23 protein-coding genes are annotated in these 20762 nt (G+C 29.7%); 10 read left to right on the top strand and 13 right to left on the bottom strand.

The features are described 5' to 3' along the window. Nucleotides 1-21 precede the first annotated feature (21 nt). The 11 genes from WHD08_RS18370 to WHD08_RS18320 form a co-directional block, all read right to left on the bottom strand. Nucleotides 22-846 carry a hypothetical protein gene (locus WHD08_RS18370; protein WP_208889763.1) on the bottom strand — a complete coding sequence of 275 codons (825 nt, stop codon included), beginning with the start codon at nt 844-846 and terminating at the stop codon, nt 22-24. Nucleotides 847-910: 64 nt separating this feature from the next. Then, the gene (locus tag WHD08_RS18365; protein WP_208889764.1) at nt 911-1894 is read right to left on the bottom strand and encodes a phosphotransferase; all 984 of its coding nucleotides are present in this window, start codon (nt 1892-1894) and stop codon (nt 911-913) included. Between the two features lie 158 nt (nt 1895-2052). Then, the gene (locus tag WHD08_RS18360) at nt 2053-2553 is read right to left on the bottom strand and encodes a hypothetical protein (protein WP_208889765.1); all 501 of its coding nucleotides are present in this window, start codon (nt 2551-2553) and stop codon (nt 2053-2055) included. Nucleotides 2554-2676: 123 nt separating this feature from the next. After that, the gene (locus tag WHD08_RS18355) at nt 2677-3633 is read right to left on the bottom strand and encodes a hypothetical protein (RefSeq protein ID WP_208889766.1); all 957 of its coding nucleotides are present in this window, start codon (nt 3631-3633) and stop codon (nt 2677-2679) included. 68 nt (nt 3634-3701) lie between these two features. Then, complete coding sequence (locus WHD08_RS18350; RefSeq protein ID WP_208889767.1) at nt 3702-4916, bottom strand: hypothetical protein; 1215 nt, start codon at nt 4914-4916, stop codon at nt 3702-3704. A gap of 111 nt (nt 4917-5027) precedes the next feature. Then, nucleotides 5028-5879: a DUF2971 domain-containing protein gene (locus WHD08_RS18345; protein WP_208889768.1), complete on the bottom strand. Its 852-nt coding sequence runs from the start codon at nt 5877-5879 to the stop codon at nt 5028-5030. 78 nt (nt 5880-5957) lie between these two features. After that, nucleotides 5958-6329: a glyoxalase gene (locus tag WHD08_RS18340; RefSeq protein ID WP_208889769.1), complete on the bottom strand. Its 372-nt coding sequence runs from the start codon at nt 6327-6329 to the stop codon at nt 5958-5960. Continuing rightward, nucleotides 6322-6801 (bottom strand): hypothetical protein, encoded by a 480-nt coding sequence (locus tag WHD08_RS18335; RefSeq protein WP_166383103.1) that lies wholly within the window; start codon nt 6799-6801, stop codon nt 6322-6324. The genes WHD08_RS18340 and WHD08_RS18335 overlap by 8 nt, the downstream gene beginning before the upstream one ends. 110 nt (nt 6802-6911) lie before the next feature. Next, nucleotides 6912-8099, bottom strand: coding sequence for an enoyl-ACP reductase FabV (gene fabV / locus WHD08_RS18330; RefSeq protein WP_165733585.1), 1188 nt, complete (start codon nt 8097-8099; stop codon nt 6912-6914). Nucleotides 8100-8175: 76 nt separating this feature from the next. Further along, the gene (locus WHD08_RS18325; protein WP_208889770.1) at nt 8176-9126 is read right to left on the bottom strand and encodes a phosphoribosylaminoimidazolesuccinocarboxamide synthase; all 951 of its coding nucleotides are present in this window, start codon (nt 9124-9126) and stop codon (nt 8176-8178) included. A 62-nt stretch (nt 9127-9188) separates the two neighbouring features. Continuing rightward, nucleotides 9189-10142 (bottom strand): PhoH family protein, encoded by a 954-nt coding sequence (locus WHD08_RS18320; protein WP_165733587.1) that lies wholly within the window; start codon nt 10140-10142, stop codon nt 9189-9191. Between the two features lie 129 nt (nt 10143-10271). On the opposite strand from WHD08_RS18320, the gene WHD08_RS18315 reads away from it, so the two are divergent. The 5 genes from WHD08_RS18315 (at nt 10272) to gldG (ending at nt 14604) form a co-directional block, all read left to right on the top strand. After that, on the top strand, nt 10272-11132 hold the full coding sequence (locus tag WHD08_RS18315) for an SAM hydrolase/SAM-dependent halogenase family protein (protein WP_208889771.1): 861 nt from the start codon (nt 10272-10274) through the stop codon (nt 11130-11132). Between the two features lie 4 nt (nt 11133-11136). Continuing rightward, complete coding sequence (locus tag WHD08_RS18310) at nt 11137-11433, top strand: putative quinol monooxygenase (RefSeq protein WP_166383095.1); 297 nt, start codon at nt 11137-11139, stop codon at nt 11431-11433. Nucleotides 11434-11459: 26 nt separating this feature from the next. Next, nucleotides 11460-11987, top strand: a complete 528-nt coding sequence (locus tag WHD08_RS18305) for a GNAT family N-acetyltransferase (protein ID WP_165733590.1) — start codon at nt 11460-11462, stop codon at nt 11985-11987. A 261-nt stretch (nt 11988-12248) separates the two neighbouring features. Continuing rightward, nucleotides 12249-12965 (top strand): gliding motility-associated ABC transporter permease subunit GldF, encoded by a 717-nt coding sequence (gldF, locus tag WHD08_RS18300; RefSeq protein ID WP_165733591.1) that lies wholly within the window; start codon nt 12249-12251, stop codon nt 12963-12965. Next, entirely contained in the window at nt 12958-14604 is a 1647-nt protein-coding gene (gene gldG, locus WHD08_RS18295; RefSeq protein WP_208889772.1) for a gliding motility-associated ABC transporter substrate-binding protein GldG, read from the top strand. The genes gldF and gldG overlap by 8 nt, the downstream gene beginning before the upstream one ends. Before the next feature lie 380 nt (nt 14605-14984). Here gldG and WHD08_RS18290 read toward each other — a convergent pair whose 3' ends face one another. Continuing rightward, nucleotides 14985-15746 (bottom strand): NAD(P)-binding domain-containing protein, encoded by a 762-nt coding sequence (locus WHD08_RS18290; RefSeq protein ID WP_208889773.1) that lies wholly within the window; start codon nt 15744-15746, stop codon nt 14985-14987. 126 nt (nt 15747-15872) lie between these two features. Between WHD08_RS18290 and WHD08_RS18285 the strand changes: the two genes are divergently transcribed. From WHD08_RS18285 to WHD08_RS18275, 3 genes are all read left to right on the top strand, one after another. Continuing rightward, nucleotides 15873-16718 carry a DUF2911 domain-containing protein gene (locus tag WHD08_RS18285; protein WP_208889774.1) on the top strand — a complete coding sequence of 282 codons (846 nt, stop codon included), beginning with the start codon at nt 15873-15875 and terminating at the stop codon, nt 16716-16718. Between the two features lie 118 nt (nt 16719-16836). Further along, entirely contained in the window at nt 16837-18102 is a 1266-nt protein-coding gene (locus WHD08_RS18280) for a chloride channel protein (protein WP_208889775.1), read from the top strand. 201 nt (nt 18103-18303) lie between these two features. Then, complete coding sequence (locus WHD08_RS18275) at nt 18304-18921, top strand: HPP family protein (protein WP_208889776.1); 618 nt, start codon at nt 18304-18306, stop codon at nt 18919-18921. A 16-nt stretch (nt 18922-18937) separates the two neighbouring features. Here WHD08_RS18275 and WHD08_RS18270 read toward each other — a convergent pair whose 3' ends face one another. Further along, nucleotides 18938-19342: a DUF2721 domain-containing protein gene (locus WHD08_RS18270; protein ID WP_165733597.1), complete on the bottom strand. Its 405-nt coding sequence runs from the start codon at nt 19340-19342 to the stop codon at nt 18938-18940. A gap of 106 nt (nt 19343-19448) precedes the next feature. On the opposite strand from WHD08_RS18270, the gene trmD reads away from it, so the two are divergent. After that, a complete protein-coding gene (trmD, locus tag WHD08_RS18265) occupies nt 19449-20132 on the top strand; it encodes a tRNA (guanosine(37)-N1)-methyltransferase TrmD (protein ID WP_208889777.1) in 684 nt (227 codons plus the stop codon). 230 nt (nt 20133-20362) lie between these two features. Continuing rightward, nucleotides 20363-20716 carry a 50S ribosomal protein L19 gene (gene rplS / locus WHD08_RS18260; protein WP_068450019.1) on the top strand — a complete coding sequence of 118 codons (354 nt, stop codon included), beginning with the start codon at nt 20363-20365 and terminating at the stop codon, nt 20714-20716. The last annotated feature ends 46 nt before the right edge of the window (nt 20717-20762 follow it).

Raw genomic sequence — 20762 nt, 5'->3', positions numbered from 1 at the left:
CTCTTTTTCCCTTTTGATATATTACCCAATGTTTATTTTTAATCGATTAATCGTTTTTTCTTTAAACTCCTTTTGCCATTCTTCAAGTTTAAAATTGTTTCTCTCTTGAAAAGAAGACGTTTCCCAATACATTTTTAAGCCATAATTTTGTTCCATTATTAATGCTTTGTTAATGTCTCCATTTAAGTTTAGTTCTTCTATGATTTCTCGAATTACTAAATAGTCTTTATTCTCTTTTTGACCTCCAAAGTTAAATTCAAGATTCTTTCTATTTTTAATTAATGGATGGTTTTTTAATTCCTCAATGGGGTTTAAATTCTTAAACATTCTTATCGCATTTTGAGAAGGAAAATCAATTGCCCAATTTGAAATAATTGAATTAATTATACTTTTTTGAAACTCTAATTCATTCCCAACTCTTTTATATTGAGAAGCCAATTTAAACCAGTTTTCACTTAGCTCTCCAAAACTCTCGGTACTTTCTTTATAAAATTCAATTGCTTTTTTAGGTTCATTTTGTTTCAAATATTCATTTCCTTTATGTAATAAACTAAAAACAAATTTCTCATCCTCAATTTCTTCTTCTCCCCAATCATAATCATTTAACGTATACCACTCTAAAAACTTATTAAGATTAGAAAACCTCGGAACAATAATTCCTTCATCATGAATCATTTCACAAATTATAGGTTCTTTATTTTCTTTACCAAACTCCCAATAGAAACCAAAATTATCTCCATTTCCTAAACTTGCTTCTGTAAATTGAAGAAATCCATTTGGAGGATATACACCAATCTCTACCTCTGAATATATTGATACTTCTTTTATTTTTTCAGGTAATGTCATTTTTTAGAATATTAAGCAATTTTTCATATAAAAACATGTAGTACATAACGTGTTTTGAGTAAAATTAGGCTGTTCTTTTTTCGATGTTATTATATTCAATCCAAGATTTTAATCTACCAACATAGAACATTTTTAGATAATTTTCAGATAAAAAGATATTAGACCAATCAAACCTTTTTGCTTGTACACCAAGATAAAAAACAAAAACAGCTAAACCAGCTTTAGGAATCATTTTCATTTCTTTTTCAGATAATTGTCTTATACTTTGGTAGCCATCTAAAAAATATTTCTTTTTTATTCCGTACTCTTTCTTATCGGTTTCAATATGAAATAACTGGTTACAAAAATAGCCAACATCTAAAATTGGTTCTCCATTTCCACAAAAATCAAAATCATAAATAGTAATTTTTTCTTCATCAGACACCGCCATATTATCGTACCAAATATCTAAATGAACAACTCCTTTTTTACAATTTTCAAAATCGGTTTTCTCAAAGAATCCATCAATTCCTTTTATAAATTCCATTTCTGGTAATTCTTCCGAAAAGAATTCTTTTAAATATGTATACGGTAATTCTAACAATGATTTTTTATCATAAGAAATTCGATCTATAATTTTGTTAGCTGTAAGATTATGAATTTTAGCCATTAATTCTCCAATTAATGAACATGTTTCAGTATCTAAAAATCTAACCTTATTCCCTTTTGCAAACGAAAAAAGAACTACATATCTAATTCCTTCTGGTGCTTTTATTTCTTGAATAAAATCTCCATTTATATCTTTAATAGGAAAAGAAACCCCTAAATTATTTTCACTTAATAAATTTAAAAGTTCAATTTCTTCATTAATTTCAGATTTTGACCTCCAATTATGACTATAAACTCTTAACACATACTTTGTTTCGTTATCTGAAAGGAAATACGTGTGATTCATTCCTGTTCTAAATAATTTGCAATCGAAGTTTTTATGTAGTCCATATTTTTCTTTTGCAAACTCACCCAATTCTTTTGCTGAAATTGTTGAAGCTATTACTGGAAATTCTGTCATTTTTATTTAGTTGTGGTTGAGATCCTTTGTGTTCTAAGAAATTGCGTTTAAATATAATAACCTATCGCCTCTATAATATTTGATAAGATATAAACCGCATTAGACTCAAAAAATTAGTTAAAACAATTATTAATGTTGATAAATGATATAGTCCCTCACTATAATAATGTAATTTTCATCCTATTCATCAATCGCCAAGTATCTCGTATTTTGTAAGTTTTCCTTATAACTATTAGAAATTTTTTATCATTGCTTTTGCATACCAAAGTAATATCTCCTCTCTCTATTTCTAAACTTGGGTCTGGGTTGGCATCATAGCGCACTTTCTGTAAAATAATATCTTTCCATTCAATTCCAAAATCATTACCTTTTTTAATTACTTTTTTAAAATTTTCAGAGGCATCTGTTTTAAAGTTTGAAATTATGGTATTTACATCAGGAATCTCTTTGTCCGGTTGCGTAGCGTGTCCTATCGGAATGAGGTAAGTAATTTCATCTTTAGTAGGCAAACTCTTTAAAAATATTTTTACTTTCTGCTTTTTTAGCGCTTTAAAGACATTGGTTACAATCTTTGTTTTTTCGAAGTTCTCTTGCCCAAAAGAAGTTTGACAGACAAGAAAGGAAGTTATAAAAAATAGGAAGTATATAGGACTTTTCATTTATGAAGTGTTTCGTGTTTTTTAATTTTTACTTTACTCGTTTTCAAATTCACTTTTTCAAAGAATGCATAAATTACTGAATGAATAAAAACAATAATAAGATTTAAACAGTGTTGGTAGTCGTTATTTTTTTAACGTTATATGATACATTTTTTCAAAATCTTTTAAGATAATTGTGTCCTTGCTTTCATATAAAATATTTACACCATTTCCGTTGTTTGCATTTTTTGCTTTAAACTTTGTTATTTCGTTATGCAATGAAAGTGCTACATAATTGTAGCCATAAGAAGTATAACCACCTACATAATGATTTCCTGAAAATGAATTCCCTAAAACAACTTTATCAAATGATTTTGGACTTTTTTCTAAATTCCATATAGGTTTTAATCCATTAAGGCGTGTTTTTTCTAACTCGTCTTTAAATTCACTCGTATGATCGTATCTTGTATATAATGCGAATTCTTTCTCCTTGAATTTTAAAACACTTACTGAATTTGATAATGGATAAATTGAAACTAGATTTGGTTTTAGTTTTTTTAATTTATCAGAAGTTAAATTATTTTCTTTTTGATAAATAACGTGAACTAAACTATCTATATCACTCTTAATTTTAATATTGTCTTTATCGTTTATTTTACGCTTATAAACTACATTTAAAGAATCTCTTATTGTAAATGGTTCTCTAGAATTGATGATTAAATTCTTTAATTTTTCTTTTTTGAAATTATTTTCAATAGACATTTTATAAACATCAATTAACTCAGGTTTTTCATTAGGTTGCATAAAATAAATAGTTCCATCTTTACTAATGTAATTATTAGGGACGTTTAATTCTTTTATTTTATTAAATTTTCTGTCTAAAATTATCAAAGAACCATTTTCATTATTAGCAAATAAATTTTTCTCATTGTACTTAATATCTATTAAATTAGTGTTGAATTGTTTTATAGATATCTTATTGTTGGTATGCTCTGGGAAAACTGGAATTTCGGGATGTTTATCTTCCTCCGTTTTTTGATATCCACAAGAAATAAATATCAGAATAAATAATAGAGATGTTATTTTTAGGGCGTAATTCATTTGGTAATTATTGTTAATGTGTTTAAGCTTCTGAAAGTTGTATTTTTTGTACTTCGAGTTAAATCTAATTATTTTACGTTTTGTTCAAACTTAAATGACTCTTTTCCATTTGTTACTACAATTTCATAAATTCCTTTTTTTAAACCTAGATTACAGTTTTGCTTTTTTTCATGCATTTCAGTTATATCAACCGGAACAGCTACATCTATATTTTCTCCTTTCTTAAAAGCTAAAACCATCACAGGAAATTCAATTTTTATCTCTGTTAAATCAATTGAAACATTTTCATTGCCATTTTTAAATAACCAACCAGGTCTATTATCAATGTATTCTGTATTCGGATGAAAAATAGCGATATCAGTCCACGTTTCTCTACGTTCATATCTAAACGGATTATTATCTTTATCAATTAAAACGGAGGATTCTTTTATATTTAAAGCCTTTAACAAAGGATTATTAAACTCCCATTTACTTTTCTCACTATAAACCACTTGATTAATCGTTAAAGGATTTATGTTTGTGTATTCTGTAAATCTTCCTGCCATCGCTTTCTCCCAATAGCTATGAATTCCTTCTGAAGCATGATCAAAACCACAATGAATTAAAAATTTCTCATTCGGCTTCGCATTTATTACTTTTTCAATATTTTTTGCTTGCTCAATTTCTCTAAGCTTTCCATTTACCTCCTCTACACTTTCATATGCGAATAAATTATATCCAATCTCTAAAGCATCTCTTACTAAATTCCCAAATTGTGGATCTTTAATATAATGACCTGTCTTAAGAATAGGGTATTTTCTATTATTAAGTAATGTATCTAAATATTTTGCATTTCCTAATGCCTCTAAACCTAAATTTTTATATCCATTATCATATAGTCCCTGAAGAAGTGATTTTGTAAATACGCGATGATAAGAATTATGATGCGCTTCATTTATAATTATCACTTGATTTTTCTTTGCAAGTTCAAAAATAAAATCAGTTGCTTTAACTTTGGAATATTTTTGATTTATAGAATCTACTTGATTTTCTGTAAATTTTCGATCCTTTGTCCCCATTGCCAAATCCCATTGGATTAAAGCATTTTTGTAATCTCCTTTTGTTGCAAAATCTGAAGCCGAAATTTGATATTTCCAAGCTATAGTGTCTTTTGCTACTTTAGCGTCTATTTCATTAGAAAATTTATATTCTGTTGTAAAATCAATTTGCTCAATCGTTCTTTTTTCTTTTTTACAAGAACTGACTAAAAGAATCAGTGTTATTATGTATAATGCTTTATTCATAATTATTGCTAATGTGTTTATGTTCTTGGAGATTACGTGTGTTATCTGAACCTCTTTTTTGAAGAAAAATCGAAGCAACAAAAAACATAACACACTGTAGTTTAGTCGTTTTCACTTAAATGTGTTCTTTAATTCAGAATCATGAATTTCAAATTTTATATTGAATTGACTAATTATCTTCTCAATATTTTTTTTATGCCACTCTTGACATTCTGGATGATAAATAATTTCAAAAGGTAGTTTCTTGAAATTATTAAATTTTAAATATTTTACTTTTATTTCATTAAAATTATTTAATTTATCTACATCTTCGTCTAACAATACTCCTCGATTCTCTAAATATTTTTTTTCAGAATCTTTATTTTCAACCATTATTCGAAATTCTCTTTCGTGATCAAAACTTGAATCTTTAATAAAACCTTGAATGTCAGTTTCTATATTATTCTTTTCAACGTTAGCTATATTTTTAAATCTATGATAAGAAATGGCACCGAATTTTAATTTTTCATATTTACCATTAATTTCAAAATTCCCCTCCAATAATTCTTTATTTAAAACCTTATAAGGAATTTTTATAGCGACACTATCAGGTTTTGAATATAATTGCCACATTGCAACAGACTCATAATTATCAATATACCAACAACTTGCGTAGTTCGTGTCTTGAAAAAGTTCTCTTTGTCGACTTCGTTTATTCCTTTCTGTTGGATTAACCGTTAGAGAAATACTAGCAAAAGTTCCACCTTGTTTTTGCATATCTTTTTTAGCGAGTTCACTAAAATGATTTAAGCGCAAATGTTTTAAAGAACTACCTTCTAATTTATCATCAAACAGATTAAGTCTAACAAGAGAAATTCTTTCACTCAATAGTAAGTCTAATAGTTTGTCAATTGTTAAATATCTGTATAAGAAGGAATTTTCATTAGGTTGATTATAATATGGTTCAATTTTCAATTCATTCATTTTATACGGTTTTCATAAATTACATATAACTCCCAATACCTCTATTTTCAACTAGGTTTTTTTAATACTATTAAACACCTATATTAATTCCAAAATACTATCCTTTAATCTTTGTGTAACAATCTGCAAAATTCTCCTATTAATTTCTGATGCATTATCAGCATAAAAAGTAAATTCATCCGAAGAAAAATGACCAATAATTATCCCTAAAGTAAAGTTCTTATAATTATTATCCGTTTTAAAAACAGCAGTAATTTTACTTCTTCTTTTCTTATCCGTTAAATCTGTAAAATCTACTTTTCTTTTTATAAGATGGTGCTTAAATGAGCTAATTAACAAACTGTGCTGCATTTTTATTACAGGTCTTAATACTTCATTCTGAAATTTCTCCATTTCAGAAGTGCCTTCATTCACTAAATCCGTTAATATTGGTCTCTCTTTTCTATTCATCTAATAATTCGTCTAATTCTAGTTGATAATCGTATTGTAAATCTTCGTGTAACGTAGCAATTGCTTTTTTAATTAAAACCACTTGCCTATCAAAAGTTGCTACTAACCTTACACTCCCTTTTATAGATGGTTTAAATTCTTTTAAACAACGACAAAAATGGAGCAATAAAGCTACTTCTGTTTCTTTCTTTTTAGAATACCGAATAAATTTTTTATTGAGTGTTAAAATCTTTCGAACACTTTTTCTAATGTAGAAATAACTCTTTGTGTTAATCTCAGAAAACAATACTTCGTTTTGATCTTTTACACTTTGTATGTATTGTTCTTCATCATGAGATTCGAATAACAAATACGTTAGTAATTCTTTATTCTCTTTTTTAAATTTTGATAAATGCAAACACAACTCTTTCAACTCATTGGCAGATTTATGAGAAAGTTCGTCTTTTAATTGTTTTACAGTTACTGCTTTCATCAACTTTAATTTTTTACAAGATAAAAAAAACCTCACAATAGTTGCCGAAATAAATGCAGCATTAACTGTGAGGTTTGTATTTAAGTTTCCGCTATCGCGGGATAATAATCTTACTGAATACTTGGTACGTTTACTACTTCATTTACATCAGCTTCATAATCTACACCAGCTACTTTAAAACCAAAAAGGTTGTAAAAATCGTTGCTATACCCTTCTAAATCTCCAATTTCAGATAAGTTTTCTGTAGTCGCAGTTTCCCAAAGTTTATTCACTTCTGCTTGTACATCTTCTCTCATTTCCCAATCGTCAACTCTAATTCTTCCTTTTTCATCCAAAGCTAAATCGCCTCCAAATAAACGCTCGCTGTACAAACGCTGAATTTGCTCAATACAACCTTCATGAATTCCTTTTGCCTTCATCACTTTATATAATAAAGAAATGTACAATGGAATTACAGGAATTGCAGAACTCGCTTGTGTAACTAAGGCTTTATTTACAGAAACATACGCTTTTCCTCCAATCGATTTTAAATCGTCTGTAATTGTAAAAGCAGTTGCTTCTAAATGATCTTTTGCAGCTCCAATAGTTCCGTTTCTATATACTGGCTTTGTTACTTCTGGGCCAATATAAGAATAAGCAACTGTGGTAGCGCCTTCTGCTAATAAGTTTTCAGATTGTAATGCGTCCATCCACATTTTCCAATCTTCACCACCCATTACATTTATCGTATTTTCTACATCTTCTCCTTCTGCAGGATTGATAGAAATTTCTGAAACTTTACCAGTATGGAAATCTACTGTTTTATTAGAAAAAACATCTCCAATTGGTTTTAAAACAGATTTATATCTTGTTCCTGTTGTTGGATGTGTTCTTACTGGTGATGCTAAACTGTAAATTACTAAATCAATCTGACCTAAATCTTCTTTGATTAAGTTTACAACTTGTTCTTTTATTTCATTAGAAAATGCATCTCCATTAATACTTTTTGCATATAAACCAGCAGCAGTTGCTTGTTTTTCAAAAGCGGCTGTATTGTAAAAACCTGGCGAACCTGGTCTTCCTTCTGTTGCTGGTTTGTCAAAGAAAACACCAATTGTAGCAGCATCAGAACCAAATGCGCTAGATATTCTTGAAGCCAATCCGAATCCTGTAGAAGCACCAATTACTAGTACTTTTTTAGCTCCGTCTATTTTTCCTTTCGATTTTACATATTCTATTTGATTGATCACGTTTTGCTCACAACCCGTTGGGTGCGATGTTAAACAGATAAATCCTCTTGTTCTTGGTTCTATAATCATGGTTGTTGGTTTTTTACTACTAATAAAGACCTCACAGGTTTTAAAACCTGTGAGGTCTAATCTAATTAGTTTATTTTTATTTCTGTGCTAAAAAAGAATTTACATTCTCCTCAATTCTATTTAATACATTCTCTGTGGAAGCTTTTATAAAAGTTTCTCCAGTAATTTGTTCATATAATTCTATATATCTGTTAGAGATTTCGATGACTTTATCATCTGTCATTGCAGGTATTGCTTGTCCGTCTTTTCCTTGAAAACCGTTTTCAATTAACCATTGACGTACAAACTCTTTAGACAATTGTTTTTGAGCTTCTCCTTTATCTTGTCTTTCTTGATATCCATCCGCATAAAAATAACGAGAAGAATCTGGTGTATGAATTTCATCAATCAATACAATTTTTCCTTCTTTCGTCTTACCGAATTCGTATTTAGTATCTACCAAAATTAAACCACGTTTTGCAGCTATTTCTGTTCCTCTAGCAAATAAAGCTCTTGTATAATTTTCTAAAACGATGTAATCTTCTTCGGATACAATTCCTTTAGATAAAATATCTTCACGAGAAATATCTTCATCATGTTCTCCATTGTCTGCTTTTGTAGATGGCGTAATTAAAGCTTCCGGAAATTTATCATTTTCCTTTAAACCTTCTGCCATTTCTACTCCGCACAAAGTTCTTTTACCTAATTTATACTCACGAGCTGCATGACCAGACATATAACCTCTAATTACCATTTCTACCTTAAAAGGATCACATAAATGACCTACGGCAACGTTTTCATCTGGATTTGCAAGTAACCAATTCGGAACAATATCTGCGGTATCATTCATCATTTTTGTTGCAATCTGATTTAAAATCTGGCCTTTAAACGGAATTTGACGTGGTAAAACAACGTCGAAAGCAGACAATCTATCTGTTGCAATCATCACCAAAACAGCGTCATTTATATTATAAACTTCTCTTACTTTACCTATATAAACAGACTTCTGGTTAGGAAATTTAAAATTAGTATTGTTAATTGTATTCATTATATGTTATGTTGTTGTGGGCGCAAAAATAAGCTAAAGACTAGTTATTAACAACTAAAGTTTTATTCTGTTTCTATACTCTTATATGCACTGATAATTTTTCTAACCAATCGGTGTCTTACCACATCTTTATCATCTAAATATACCTGAGCAATTCCTTCAATATCTTTTAATGCTAATAACGATTCTTTTAAGCCAGAAACTTGCTTTCTAGGTAAATCTATCTGACCAGGATCTCCTGTAATAATAAACTTTGCACTTTTACCCATTCTGGTTAAAAACATCTTCATTTGATTATGAGTCGTATTCTGCGCTTCATCTAAAATTACAAATGCATTGTCTAATGTTCTACCACGCATAAATGCCAAAGGAGCAATTTGTATAACGCCTTTTTCTATATAAGATTCTAAACGCTCATGCGGAATCATATCTCTTAATGCATCATACAAAGGTTGCATATAAGGATCTAATTTTTCTTTTAAATCTCCAGGAAGAAACCCTAAATTTTCACCAGATTCTACAGCCGGTCTTGTTAAAATAATTTTTCTTACCTCTTTTTCTTTTAAAGCTTTTACCGCCAAAGCAACCGCTGTATAGGTTTTTCCTGTTCCGGCAGGACCAACAGCAAATAACATATCATTCTTTGCCATTAAAGTAACCATTTTACGCTGGTTTTCGGTTTGTGGTTTTATCAACCTTCCGCTAACTCCATGTACCAAAACTTCTTTAGCATTTTTAGCCGCAGTTGTTTTTTCTTCATTTCCGTTAGATGTTAAAATCTGTTCAATGCTGTTTTCATCTAACTTATTGTACTTATTATAATACTTTATCAATCGCTCTAAACGAGTTTCAAACTCATCTAAAATTTCCGGTTCTCCATAAATTTTTAATTTAGAGCCCCTAGCAACGATTTTAATTTTTGGAAAGTATCTCTTTAATTGTTCAATAGTACTGTTTTGTGCTCCGAAAAAATCTTTAGGACTAATTTCTGTAAGCTCTATAGTGCGTTCGTTCAAATGATTAATTTTTATTAATAAATTACATTTATATTTCAACTAAAAATAACCAATAAATTTTTTAAAATGATTAGATTTGCGTAAAATAATTAACAACTTTTACACAATTAATTAACAGCCCATTTTTTAATGTCTATAATCACTTTAACAACAGACTTTGGCACAAAAGACCACTTTGTTGGCGCTGTAAAAGGAGCTATTTATTCTGAATTGCCAGATGCTAAAATTGTAGATATTACACATGAAGTATCTCCTTTTAGTATTACCGAAACGGCTTATATTTTAAAAAATTCTTACAAAAGTTTCCCTAAAGGAACCATACACATTGTTGGTGTAGACTCGGAATTAAGTGATGATAACAAACACATTGCTATAGAATTAGATGGTCATTTTTTTGTATGCCCAGATAACGGCTTAATCTCTATGATTGCTTCGGAAATTCAGCCAAGTAAAATTGTAGAAATCAATATTCATGATAGAATAGAAAGTAGTTTTCCTGTTTTAGATGTATTTGTACAAGTAGCATGTTTTATTGCTAGAGGAGGAAACTTAACGGTTATTGGTAAAGAAATTCCTGAATTTAAAAAGATTGTTGAAATTCAGCCAAAGACAAATCAACAGCAAAATCAAATTTCTGGAGGTATTATTTATATTGACAATTACGGAAATGTAATTACCAATATCAGTAAAAAAATGTTTAAAGAAATTGGCAAAGGAAGAAATTATATTGTGCATGCAAGAAAACATTCTTTTACAAAAATATTTAGTAAATATAATGAAGTAGTGAGCAATGAATCTTACAGCAACCAGCAATATGAAGGTCATAAATTGGCTATTTTTAATTCTGCTGGTTATTTAGAAATTGCAATTTACCGAAGTAATCTAGACACCGTTGGTGGCGCATCTACCCTGCTAGGTTTAGGCTATAGAGATGCTATAATTATCGATTTTATCGACGACATAAAACCAGATTTCACTCACTTAACCTAAGAACATGTTTGTTAGAATTGTAAAATTAAGTTTTCATACCAAACACATCGAAGAGTTTTTATTAATGTTTGAAGAAAAAAAAGCATTCATTAGAGCTTCTAAAGGTTGTAACTTATTAGAATTATATCAAGACAAAACAAATCCCGAAATCTTTTTCACATACTCTTATTGGGAACAAGAAGAAGATTTAGAAAATTACAGAAACTCAGCTCTTTTTAAAGATGTTTGGGCAAAAACAAAGGTGTTTTTTAACGATAAACCACTTGCATGGAGCGTTGATAAAAAAGTGAGCTTACAATAAAAAATTAAGACAAATATAAATAAATAATGGATTTCGATTTTACTACTTTTCCTGTTTTAGAAACAGACAGATTAACATTAAGAGCAATAAACTTAGAAGATGCTAAAGCAGTTTTTGGTTTAAGAGCAAACAAAGAAGTTAACAAATATATACAACGTGAGTCTCTTAAAAATCTTTCTGAAGCTAGAGCTTTTATAGACCAAGCCACTAATTTAGTAGCAGACAACAAAGGGATTTTTTGGGTTATTGAATCTAAAAACAGTGCAGAATTATTAGGTACAATTGGTTTACGTAATTTTGATGTTGCAGAGAATTATGCAGAAATTGGATACGAAATTCACCCAGACTACCAAGAAAGAGGTTATATGACTGAAGCTTTTGAAGAAGTATTAGAGTATGCTTTTGAAAAAATGGAATTAAAAACTATAGAAGCTTTTACGCACAAAAATAATCTTGCTTCTATTACGTTGTTACATAAACTAGATTTTGATTTGCAAGTAGACAGAACAGATGAAGGTTTTGAAGACAATAGAATCTATAAGTTAGAAAAATAGAAACTAGAAATCAAAATAAAGAGGCTTCGACAAGCTCAGACTGACATCAGAAATATTAATTGGTTATTGAAATTAATTTAGTAACATCTTAAAAACTAAGAACAATTAAAAAAGCAATGTCACACTGAACTTGTCGAGGTGCTTTTGATAAATACAATTAGTCTGCTACAAGCTTAGACTGATATTTTATAGATTCATTGTCATTTCGAATTAACATAATTAGAAATAAAAAGAACCAAGTAAACGCATAAACATTTTACATTGATAGCGATCTTAAAGAAGGAATTCAACTCATTTTTTGCAAGCCCAATTGCCTATTTAGTTATTGGTGTTTTCTTATTGTTAAACGGTTTGTTTCTGTGGGTTTTTAAAGGCGATTTTAATATTTTAAACGCAGGTTTTGCAGATTTAACTTCGTTTTTCTTTTTGGCTCCTTGGGTGTTTTTATTTTTGATTCCGGCAATTACCATGAAAAGTTTTGCTGATGAGTTTAGCAACGGAACCATAGAACTCTTAAAAACAAAACCAATTTCCGATTGGCAAATTGTACTTGGTAAATTCTCGGCTTCCCTCCTATTAGTTATTGTTGCCTTAATACCAACACTAACTTACATTTACACGATTTATCAATTAGGAAATCCCGCCGGAAACATCGATTTTGGTAGTACAATTGGCTCTTACCTTGGCTTATTATTCTTAGCCGCAACGTATACTGCTATTGGTTTATTTACATCTACACTTTCTAAAAACCAAATAGTAGCCTTTATTTTAGGTGTTTTTATCACCTTCTTTTTATTTTACGGATTTGATGTAATTTCCGATTCTATCGGTAATAATTTAACTCTTAAAAAATTGGGATTAAACGAACATTTTAAAAGTATTTCTAGAGGTGTAATTGACACACGAGATATTCTGTACTTTTTAAGTGTAACTGTATTCTTTTTATTCATCACTAAAACACGTTTAGATAATGAATAAAAATATAAAAAATAGCATCCTTATAATTGTTGGATTGATTCTCTTAAATGTGATCAACCAATCATTTTACAAACGTTTTGATTTAACCGCAGATAATCGTTACACACTTTCCGAAACCACAAAAAACATACTTTCTAAAGTAGACAATCCTTTATTTGTTACCGTTTATTTAGAAGGAGATTTTCCGTCAGAATTTAAAAGGTTACAAGCAGAAACACGACAGTATTTAGAAGAGTTAGCCACTACTAATTCTAACATAAGAATTAATTTTGAAAACCCAGATAATCAACGAGAAGAATTGATTAAAAGAGGCATGCTACCTAGCCAGTTAACCGTTGAAGAAGATGGTAAATTATCTGAAGCTATTATTTTTCCGTTTGCAGAAGTAGCATACGGTAAAAAATCTACCGTTGTTTCTTTATTGCCAAATGCTATTGTAGCATCTCAAGACGAACAACTGCAAAAAGCCATTGAAAACTTGGAATATAGTTTTTCTAATGCGATTAATTCTGTTACCCAAAATAAACAAAAAAGTGTGGCTGTAATTAATGGAAACGGAGAATTACAAGACATTTATCAATATAGTTTTTTAAGTGAAGTTGCTAAGAAATATAAATTAGCAAAATTTACATTAGACTCTGTAGAAATCAACCCACAGCAAACTCTTAAAGATTTAACTTCTTTAGATTTGGCTATTATTGCAAAACCAACTGAGAAATTTACAGAGAAAGAAAAACTGACTTTAGATCAATTCATCGCCAATGGCGGAAAAACATTGTGGATGCTAGATAATGTGCAAGCAGATCAAGATAGTTTGTTCAATTCTGGAAAAATGTTAGCGTATCCAAGAGATTTAAACTTAACAGACCTATTATTTTCTTACGGAATTAGAATTAACACCACTCTGATTAAAGACTTATTTGCTGCTCAAATCCCTTTAGCAACGGGTAAAGTTGGGAATCAAACGCAGTTTAAAAATTTAGATTGGTTTTTCCATCCTTTGGTTGGCGGAAATCCAAATCATCCAATTACAAAAAATGTTTCTCCTGTTAGATTGCAATTTGCAAACCAAATAGATACGTTAAAAAACAACATTAAAAAAACACCTTTATTATTAAGCTCTACTTTAACGAAAAGAATTGGAACACCTAGTTTTATTGAGCTACAATCTATTGCCGATGAAGTAATTGAAGATGAATACAGAGGCGGAAATCAGTTAGTTGCAGTTTTACTAGAAGGTAATTTTAAATCGGCTTATAAAGACAGAGTAAAACCATTTGAAACTCCGCTTTTTAAAGAGCATGCAACCAACAATAAAATGGTTGTAATTTCTGATGGTGATATTGGAAAAAATCAGATTTTAAAAAAGCAACCGTTCGATTTAAATAGAGATAAATGGACGAATCAACAGTTTGGTAATAAAGATTTTCTTTTAAATACTGTTGATTATTTATTAGATGATGCAGGCTTAATTCAGCTTAGAAACAAAACTTTACAAATTAGAACATTAGACAAACAAAAAGCGTTTAAAGAACGTACTTTTTGGCAGTTTTTGAATGTTATTCTACCATTGATCCTTTTATTTGCCTTCGGATTTGTTTTTAATTATTTGAGAAAGAGGAAGTATAGTAGATTGTAACACGGAGATTCACAGAGGGAAAACGCAGAGATTCGCTGAGTTTTTTTGTACACCGGAATACTTACTTCTATAACGACTGTCATTTCGAAATGAGCTTTTTAGCCTTTCGAATTAACTCAAGATAAACTAAAAGAGAAACCTCGTAAAGTTGTTCTACTTTGCCTTATAACTCTTATGTGACTTCTCATTACTTCGAAGTGACAATTTGAACTCACACTTAGCTGATCTAAAAAGTTTTTAATATCGTCTATCAAAAAAATCACCCCCCCCACAAACGCACTGTCATTTAGAACGAAGAATGAGGAGAAATCTCACAACAATTAGCTAATTAAAAAGACTTCTCAATTGTAAATAAAGTATTTAAAAATGACACTAAACTCTTAAATATCTAACAAATCATCATGAATAAAAGTATAACCTAAAACTTCTTGTACTTTTTTAGAACTGATAATTTTCCATTCATAGACTTCATTATCTTCAAATTCTGGCATTTCAAAATCGTTGCTTAATTTTGCCAATGTATAAAATTCTCTTCTTGTTGGATGATGGTTAGAACACGCGTTAAAAGTTTCGTCCCAACAATCTTGTGCTATGATTTCTTGAATAATTTCAATACAATCGTCTTTATGAATCATATTTACAAACCCTTTTGGCTGCGGAATTTTTCGTCCATTTTTAAACCAATTATAAGGTTGTCTAACATCACCAAATAAACCAGCAAAACGAATTATTGTGGTTTCAAAAAAAGTGTTTTCTCTAAATAAATTTTCAATTTCAGTTAAAGGCATATTTAAAACGGCATCCTCTTCTGTCATTACTTTATTCAATCTTCCATACACAGAAGTAGAACTAATAAAGATTACTTTTTGAATCGGAGAATTTTCTATTTGAGAGATTAAGTTTTCAAAACCATCCACATCTTTAGAAGTTATAGCGATGATTAAAATATCTGTATGCAAGAAATCATCAAACTCTTCAAATTCAGAAATATTTACAATATAAGGTTCTATATGATTCATTTCTAAAAGCTCTAGCTTCTCTTCGTTCGTGGTAGAACCTTTTACAGCATACCCTTCATCTAACAAAGAAATCGCTAAAGATTTCCCTAACCAACCACAACCTAAAACACTTACATTTCTCATAAAAAACTACTTTTAACGCTATAATAATAACAAAGATACAATCCCTTTTTAAGGTTTTGTTAACAATTCTATTTATTTGAAGTTGTAATTTTGAGTATCAATAAAATCACTAAAAAATTATTAATTATGAATAGAATTATTTTATCATTATTTGTCGCAGTGTTTACATTAACTGTAAACGCACAAATTACTACACCGCAACCAAGCCCATTACAAAAAATTGAACAAATTGTTGGTTTAACAGATATTACTGTAGAATACTCTAGACCAGGAGTTAAAGGGAGAACAATTTTTGGAGATTTAGTGCCATTTAATGAAATTTGGAGAACTGGAGCAAATGGTAATACAAAAATTACATTTTCTACTGATGTTACTATTGATGGGAATAAAATAGAAAAAGGAAGCTATACTATTTTTTCAGTACCTACAGAAAAATCTTGGGATATCGTAATCTATGAAGAAACAAAAAGCGGAACTCCAAAAAAATTAGATGAAACCAAAATTGTTGCTAAAATGAATGTTCCAACACAAAATATACCAATGGTAATTGAAACTTTTACAATTAGTTTTGATGATATGACTACCAATACTGCTATTTTAGGAATTATGTGGGAAAACACTTATGTAGGTTTTAAAATTGAAACACCAGTAGAAGAAATCGTTACAAAACAAATTACAACTGTTATGAACGGACCTTCTGCTAACGATTATTATGCTGCAGCCGTTTATTATTTAGAAAATGGAAAAGACATTAAAAAAGCACAAACATGGATTGATAAATCGGTAGAAATGATGTCTGATTCACCTAAATTTTGGGTATTAAGAAGACAAGCATTAATTCATGCAAAAGCAGGAGATAAAAAAGGAGCTATTAAAGCAGCAAAAGAATCTTTAAAACTTGCTGAAAAAGCAGAAAATGCTGGTTACATTAAAATGAATACAGAGTCTTTAAAAGAATGGGGAGCAATGTAAATTGTTTTTCTTTTTAATAAAACTTAAAATCTCAAGCTTTCACTTGAGATTTTTTGTTTCCATACTATTTTCATCTAATTTCGCCACCTATTTTTATACCTACAAATCGATACTCAAAATGAAAATTAAGAGAAAATTAATTTCATATTCTAACCTACTAGACCAACCCATAAAATTTAATCCATTTGTTTTTAATCGTACCTTTTTACTTTGGGCACTCGTAGGATTGATTGGTGGTGTAATTGCAGGAACCTATTGGGTTGTTTTAGAGTTTTTAATTCATAAAATAGCTTTTTTTGATGGTTGGTTGGTAATTCCTACCATGGCTATTTGTGGTTTGTTAGCAGGATTAGTCATACATTTTATTGGAGACCCAGGAGAAATTGACTTAATTGTAGATAATATTCGTTTTAACAAAGGAAAATTAACTCCTAAAAACAATCCTTCAATGGTACTTTCCTCTCTACTTTGTGTAGCTTCTGGAGGAAGTCTTGGACCGGAAGCACCTTTAGTACAAGTAACAGGTTCTACAGGTACATGGTTAGGAAAAATATTTAGATTAAAAGGAGAAGAACTACGCTCATTAAGTATTGCTGGTATGGCTTCTGGTTTTACCGCTTTGTTTGGAGCGCCTTTAGGAGGAAGTTTATTTTCTTTAGAAATATTACATCACAAACATGCAGTAGAATATTACAAAGCAATTATGCCTGCTTTGGTTGCTAGTTGTTTTAGTTATATTGTTTTTTCATTAATTATACATTTAGGTCTAGGTGCCACTTGGACTTTGCCTACTTATCAATTTTCTGGAGCCTTTGATTTTGGTATTGCCGTTTTATTAGCAATCATTGCAACAATTGTAGGTTGGATTTTTATCTATTGTACAAAGTTTTTAAAATCTGTTTTCAAAAAAATCAAAACAGCTATTTATATTAAAACCTTAATTGGAGGGATACTACTTGGTCTAATATCTTATTATTATCCTTTAACAAGATATTTTGGACATGAAGAAATTAACTCTTTGTTAAACAACGACTTCTCTATTAATGCTTTATTTTTAATACTAATTTTTAAAATTTTAGCTATTTCTGTAACCGTTACTTCTGGTTGGCGAGGTGGTTTTATAATACCATTATTCTTTGTAGGCACAACATTAGGTTTGATAATTCACCATTTTTTTCCATCTATAAATGTTTCCTTAGCAATTATTTGTTGCATGGCAGGTATAAATGCTTGCGTAACAAGAACACCAATGAGTACCACAATATTACTTGCTACATTAACAGGTTTCTCTTATTTTATACCTATTCTATTTGCTAGTTTAACAGGTTATTTTCTAGCACCAAGAACTGCATTTATTGGTTCTCAAATGGACAAAAAAGCATAGTATTTAAAGATTAGTAATAAACCGACGAGAACGTTTTATTTTTTTCAAAAAATAAACGTGTTACCTATAAATTGACAATTAAAATCTATTTAAGTATCATTCTTTTTGGTTATTCGTAAATATTTTAATCAACTTTATTATCCACTCTTTTTGCCATAACTTCGTCCGCTATTTATCTACAAAACTGAAAAGAAAAAATAGATGGTACAAAAAAAAATAAAAAGAACGTACAGGCTTACTAAATATATAATCTACAAAGAAACTTTGATAGATTATAAAGAGAAATTTTGGTCGTTTGTTGGTGCCTTTATTGGTATCGGAATAATTGCTTTTATACAATCTCTATCATTCACCAAAGTAGAGAACATCTTTTTAATTGGTTCATTTGGTGCATCAAGTGTATTAATTTATGGGGCAATACAGAGTCCTTATTCACAACCTAGAAATCTTATCGGTGGACATCTATTATCTGCCTTTGTTGGTATTAGCGTTTTAAAATTTTGTCCTGATATTATTTGGATCTCCGCTCCGTTGGCTGTTTCAACTTCTATCATACTAATGCAGTACACAAAAACATTGCATCCTCCAGGAGGAGCCACTGCTTTAATACCAATTATAGGAACAGAAAAAATTACTTCTTTAGGATATTTTTATCTGCTATCACCTGTTTTAACCGGTGTTTTAATACTATTGATTACAGCTTTAATTTTTAACAACATGACTAAAAACAGAAGCTACCCAACAAATAGAATGTCTACACGAATATTTAAAACAAAAAAACGTTTGACAAAAATACTTCCCAAGTTTGTGGGAAAGTAAATTAAACTGATATCTTTTATTTTTCTAAATGCTCTTCAATATCTTCTATATGATGTTGCAGTGCTTGTATAGAAATCTGTAATTCCTTTATCAATAACCCAAGAGAAATAATTAATAAAATCAATGCAAATCCAAATACCCAAGCTGCCACTATACTTAAACCTATGTATATTAAAAACATAGTTACCACGCAAAATAACAAACTAGAAATCCCGAATATTTGCATCCATCTTGTTAAGTTTAAACGCAACTTTAAATTCTTAATTTGCCTTAATAATGAAGTATCTTTCTTCTCTAAATAAATATCATGTAAATTCCTTATCACCGCTGCATATGCCAAAAATCGATTTGTATACGCAAGCATGATTAAAGATATTGCAGAAAATAAAAGCGCCGGTGTTGTTAAAGTTAGTTCTTCCATATAGCTAACAAATTTAAGAAATAATGAACATCTAATAAAAAATGAAGCACTATTTTATTACTAAAACAGGTATTTAAAAATCCAACAAAAATAGTACATTTGCGGCATGCGTATAGATATTATTTCAGTAGCCCCAAATTTATTAGAAAGTCCGTTTAATCACTCAATTATTAAACGTGCAAAAGACAAAGGTTTGGCAGAAATTATAATTCACGATTTACGTGAATATGGTTTGGGAAATTACAAACAAATAGACGACACCCAATTTGGTGGTGGCGCTGGTATGGTTATGATGATTGAACCGATTGCAAATTGTATTAAAAAATTGCAAGCAGAAAGAGCGTACGATGAAGTGATTTATATGACTCCAGATGCAAAAACATTAAATCAATCTACCGCAAATACACTTTCTTTAAAAGAGAATATACTTATTTTAACAGGTCATTATAAAGGTGTAGATCAAAGAATTCGGGATAAATACATTACCAAAGAAATTTCTATTGGAGATTATGTCTTAACAGGAGGTGAATTAGCCGCTGCTGTACTAGTAGATGCTGTTGTTCGTTTAATTCCTGGTGTTATTGGAGATGAGCAATCTGCACTTACAGATTCTTTTCAAGACAATTTATTATCGCCACCAGTATATACAAGACCTTCGGAATTTGAAGGGATGAAGGTTCCTGAAGTTTTATTGTCTGGAAATTTCCCTAAAATTGATGACTGGAGAAGCGACCAGGCTTATAAAAGAACAGAAGAAATAAGACCAGATTTACTTGATGAAACCTCTTAAAGAAGTATTATCAAAAGAATGTTTAGCCATAAAAACTACAATCTCTTATTAAAATTAATAACGGAGCGTCTATAATTTTTTAGCTTTACTATTGTGCTAATTATCAGGTTAAAAAATAATTAGTTTTTATTTTCTGAACAAAAAATAATGACTACTTTTGCAACCGCTAAATTAACCTCTGACGAAAAAATCGTGAACGTTGTTTTACAAAACCAATTAAATTAAAAGATATGGAATCTTTAGTAAAATTTGTACAAGACGAATTTGTAGCAAGAAAAGAATTTGCAGAATTTGCAGCAGGTGATACAATCACTGTTTATTACGAAATTAAAGAGGGAGAAAAAGTACGTACTCAGTTTTTTAGAGGTGTAGTTATTCAAAGAAAAGGAGTTGCAGCTTCTGAAACATTTACAATCAGAAAAATGTCTGGTACTATAGGTGTAGAAAGAATTTTTCCTGTAAACTTACCTTCTATTCAAAAAATTGAAGTTAACAAAAGAGGTAAAGTACGTAGAGCTCGTATTTTCTACTTTAGAGGTCTTACTGGTAAAAAAGCTAGAATTACTGAAAAAAGAAGAAAATAATCTCTTTTTACTTAGATTTAAAAAAAGCGTTGTGAGAAATCACAAC

The organism is Polaribacter sejongensis (assembly GCF_038024065.1).
Lineage (GTDB): Bacteria > Bacteroidota > Bacteroidia > Flavobacteriales > Flavobacteriaceae > Polaribacter > Polaribacter sejongensis.
This window is presented reverse-complemented; position numbering and strand designations above follow the sequence as displayed.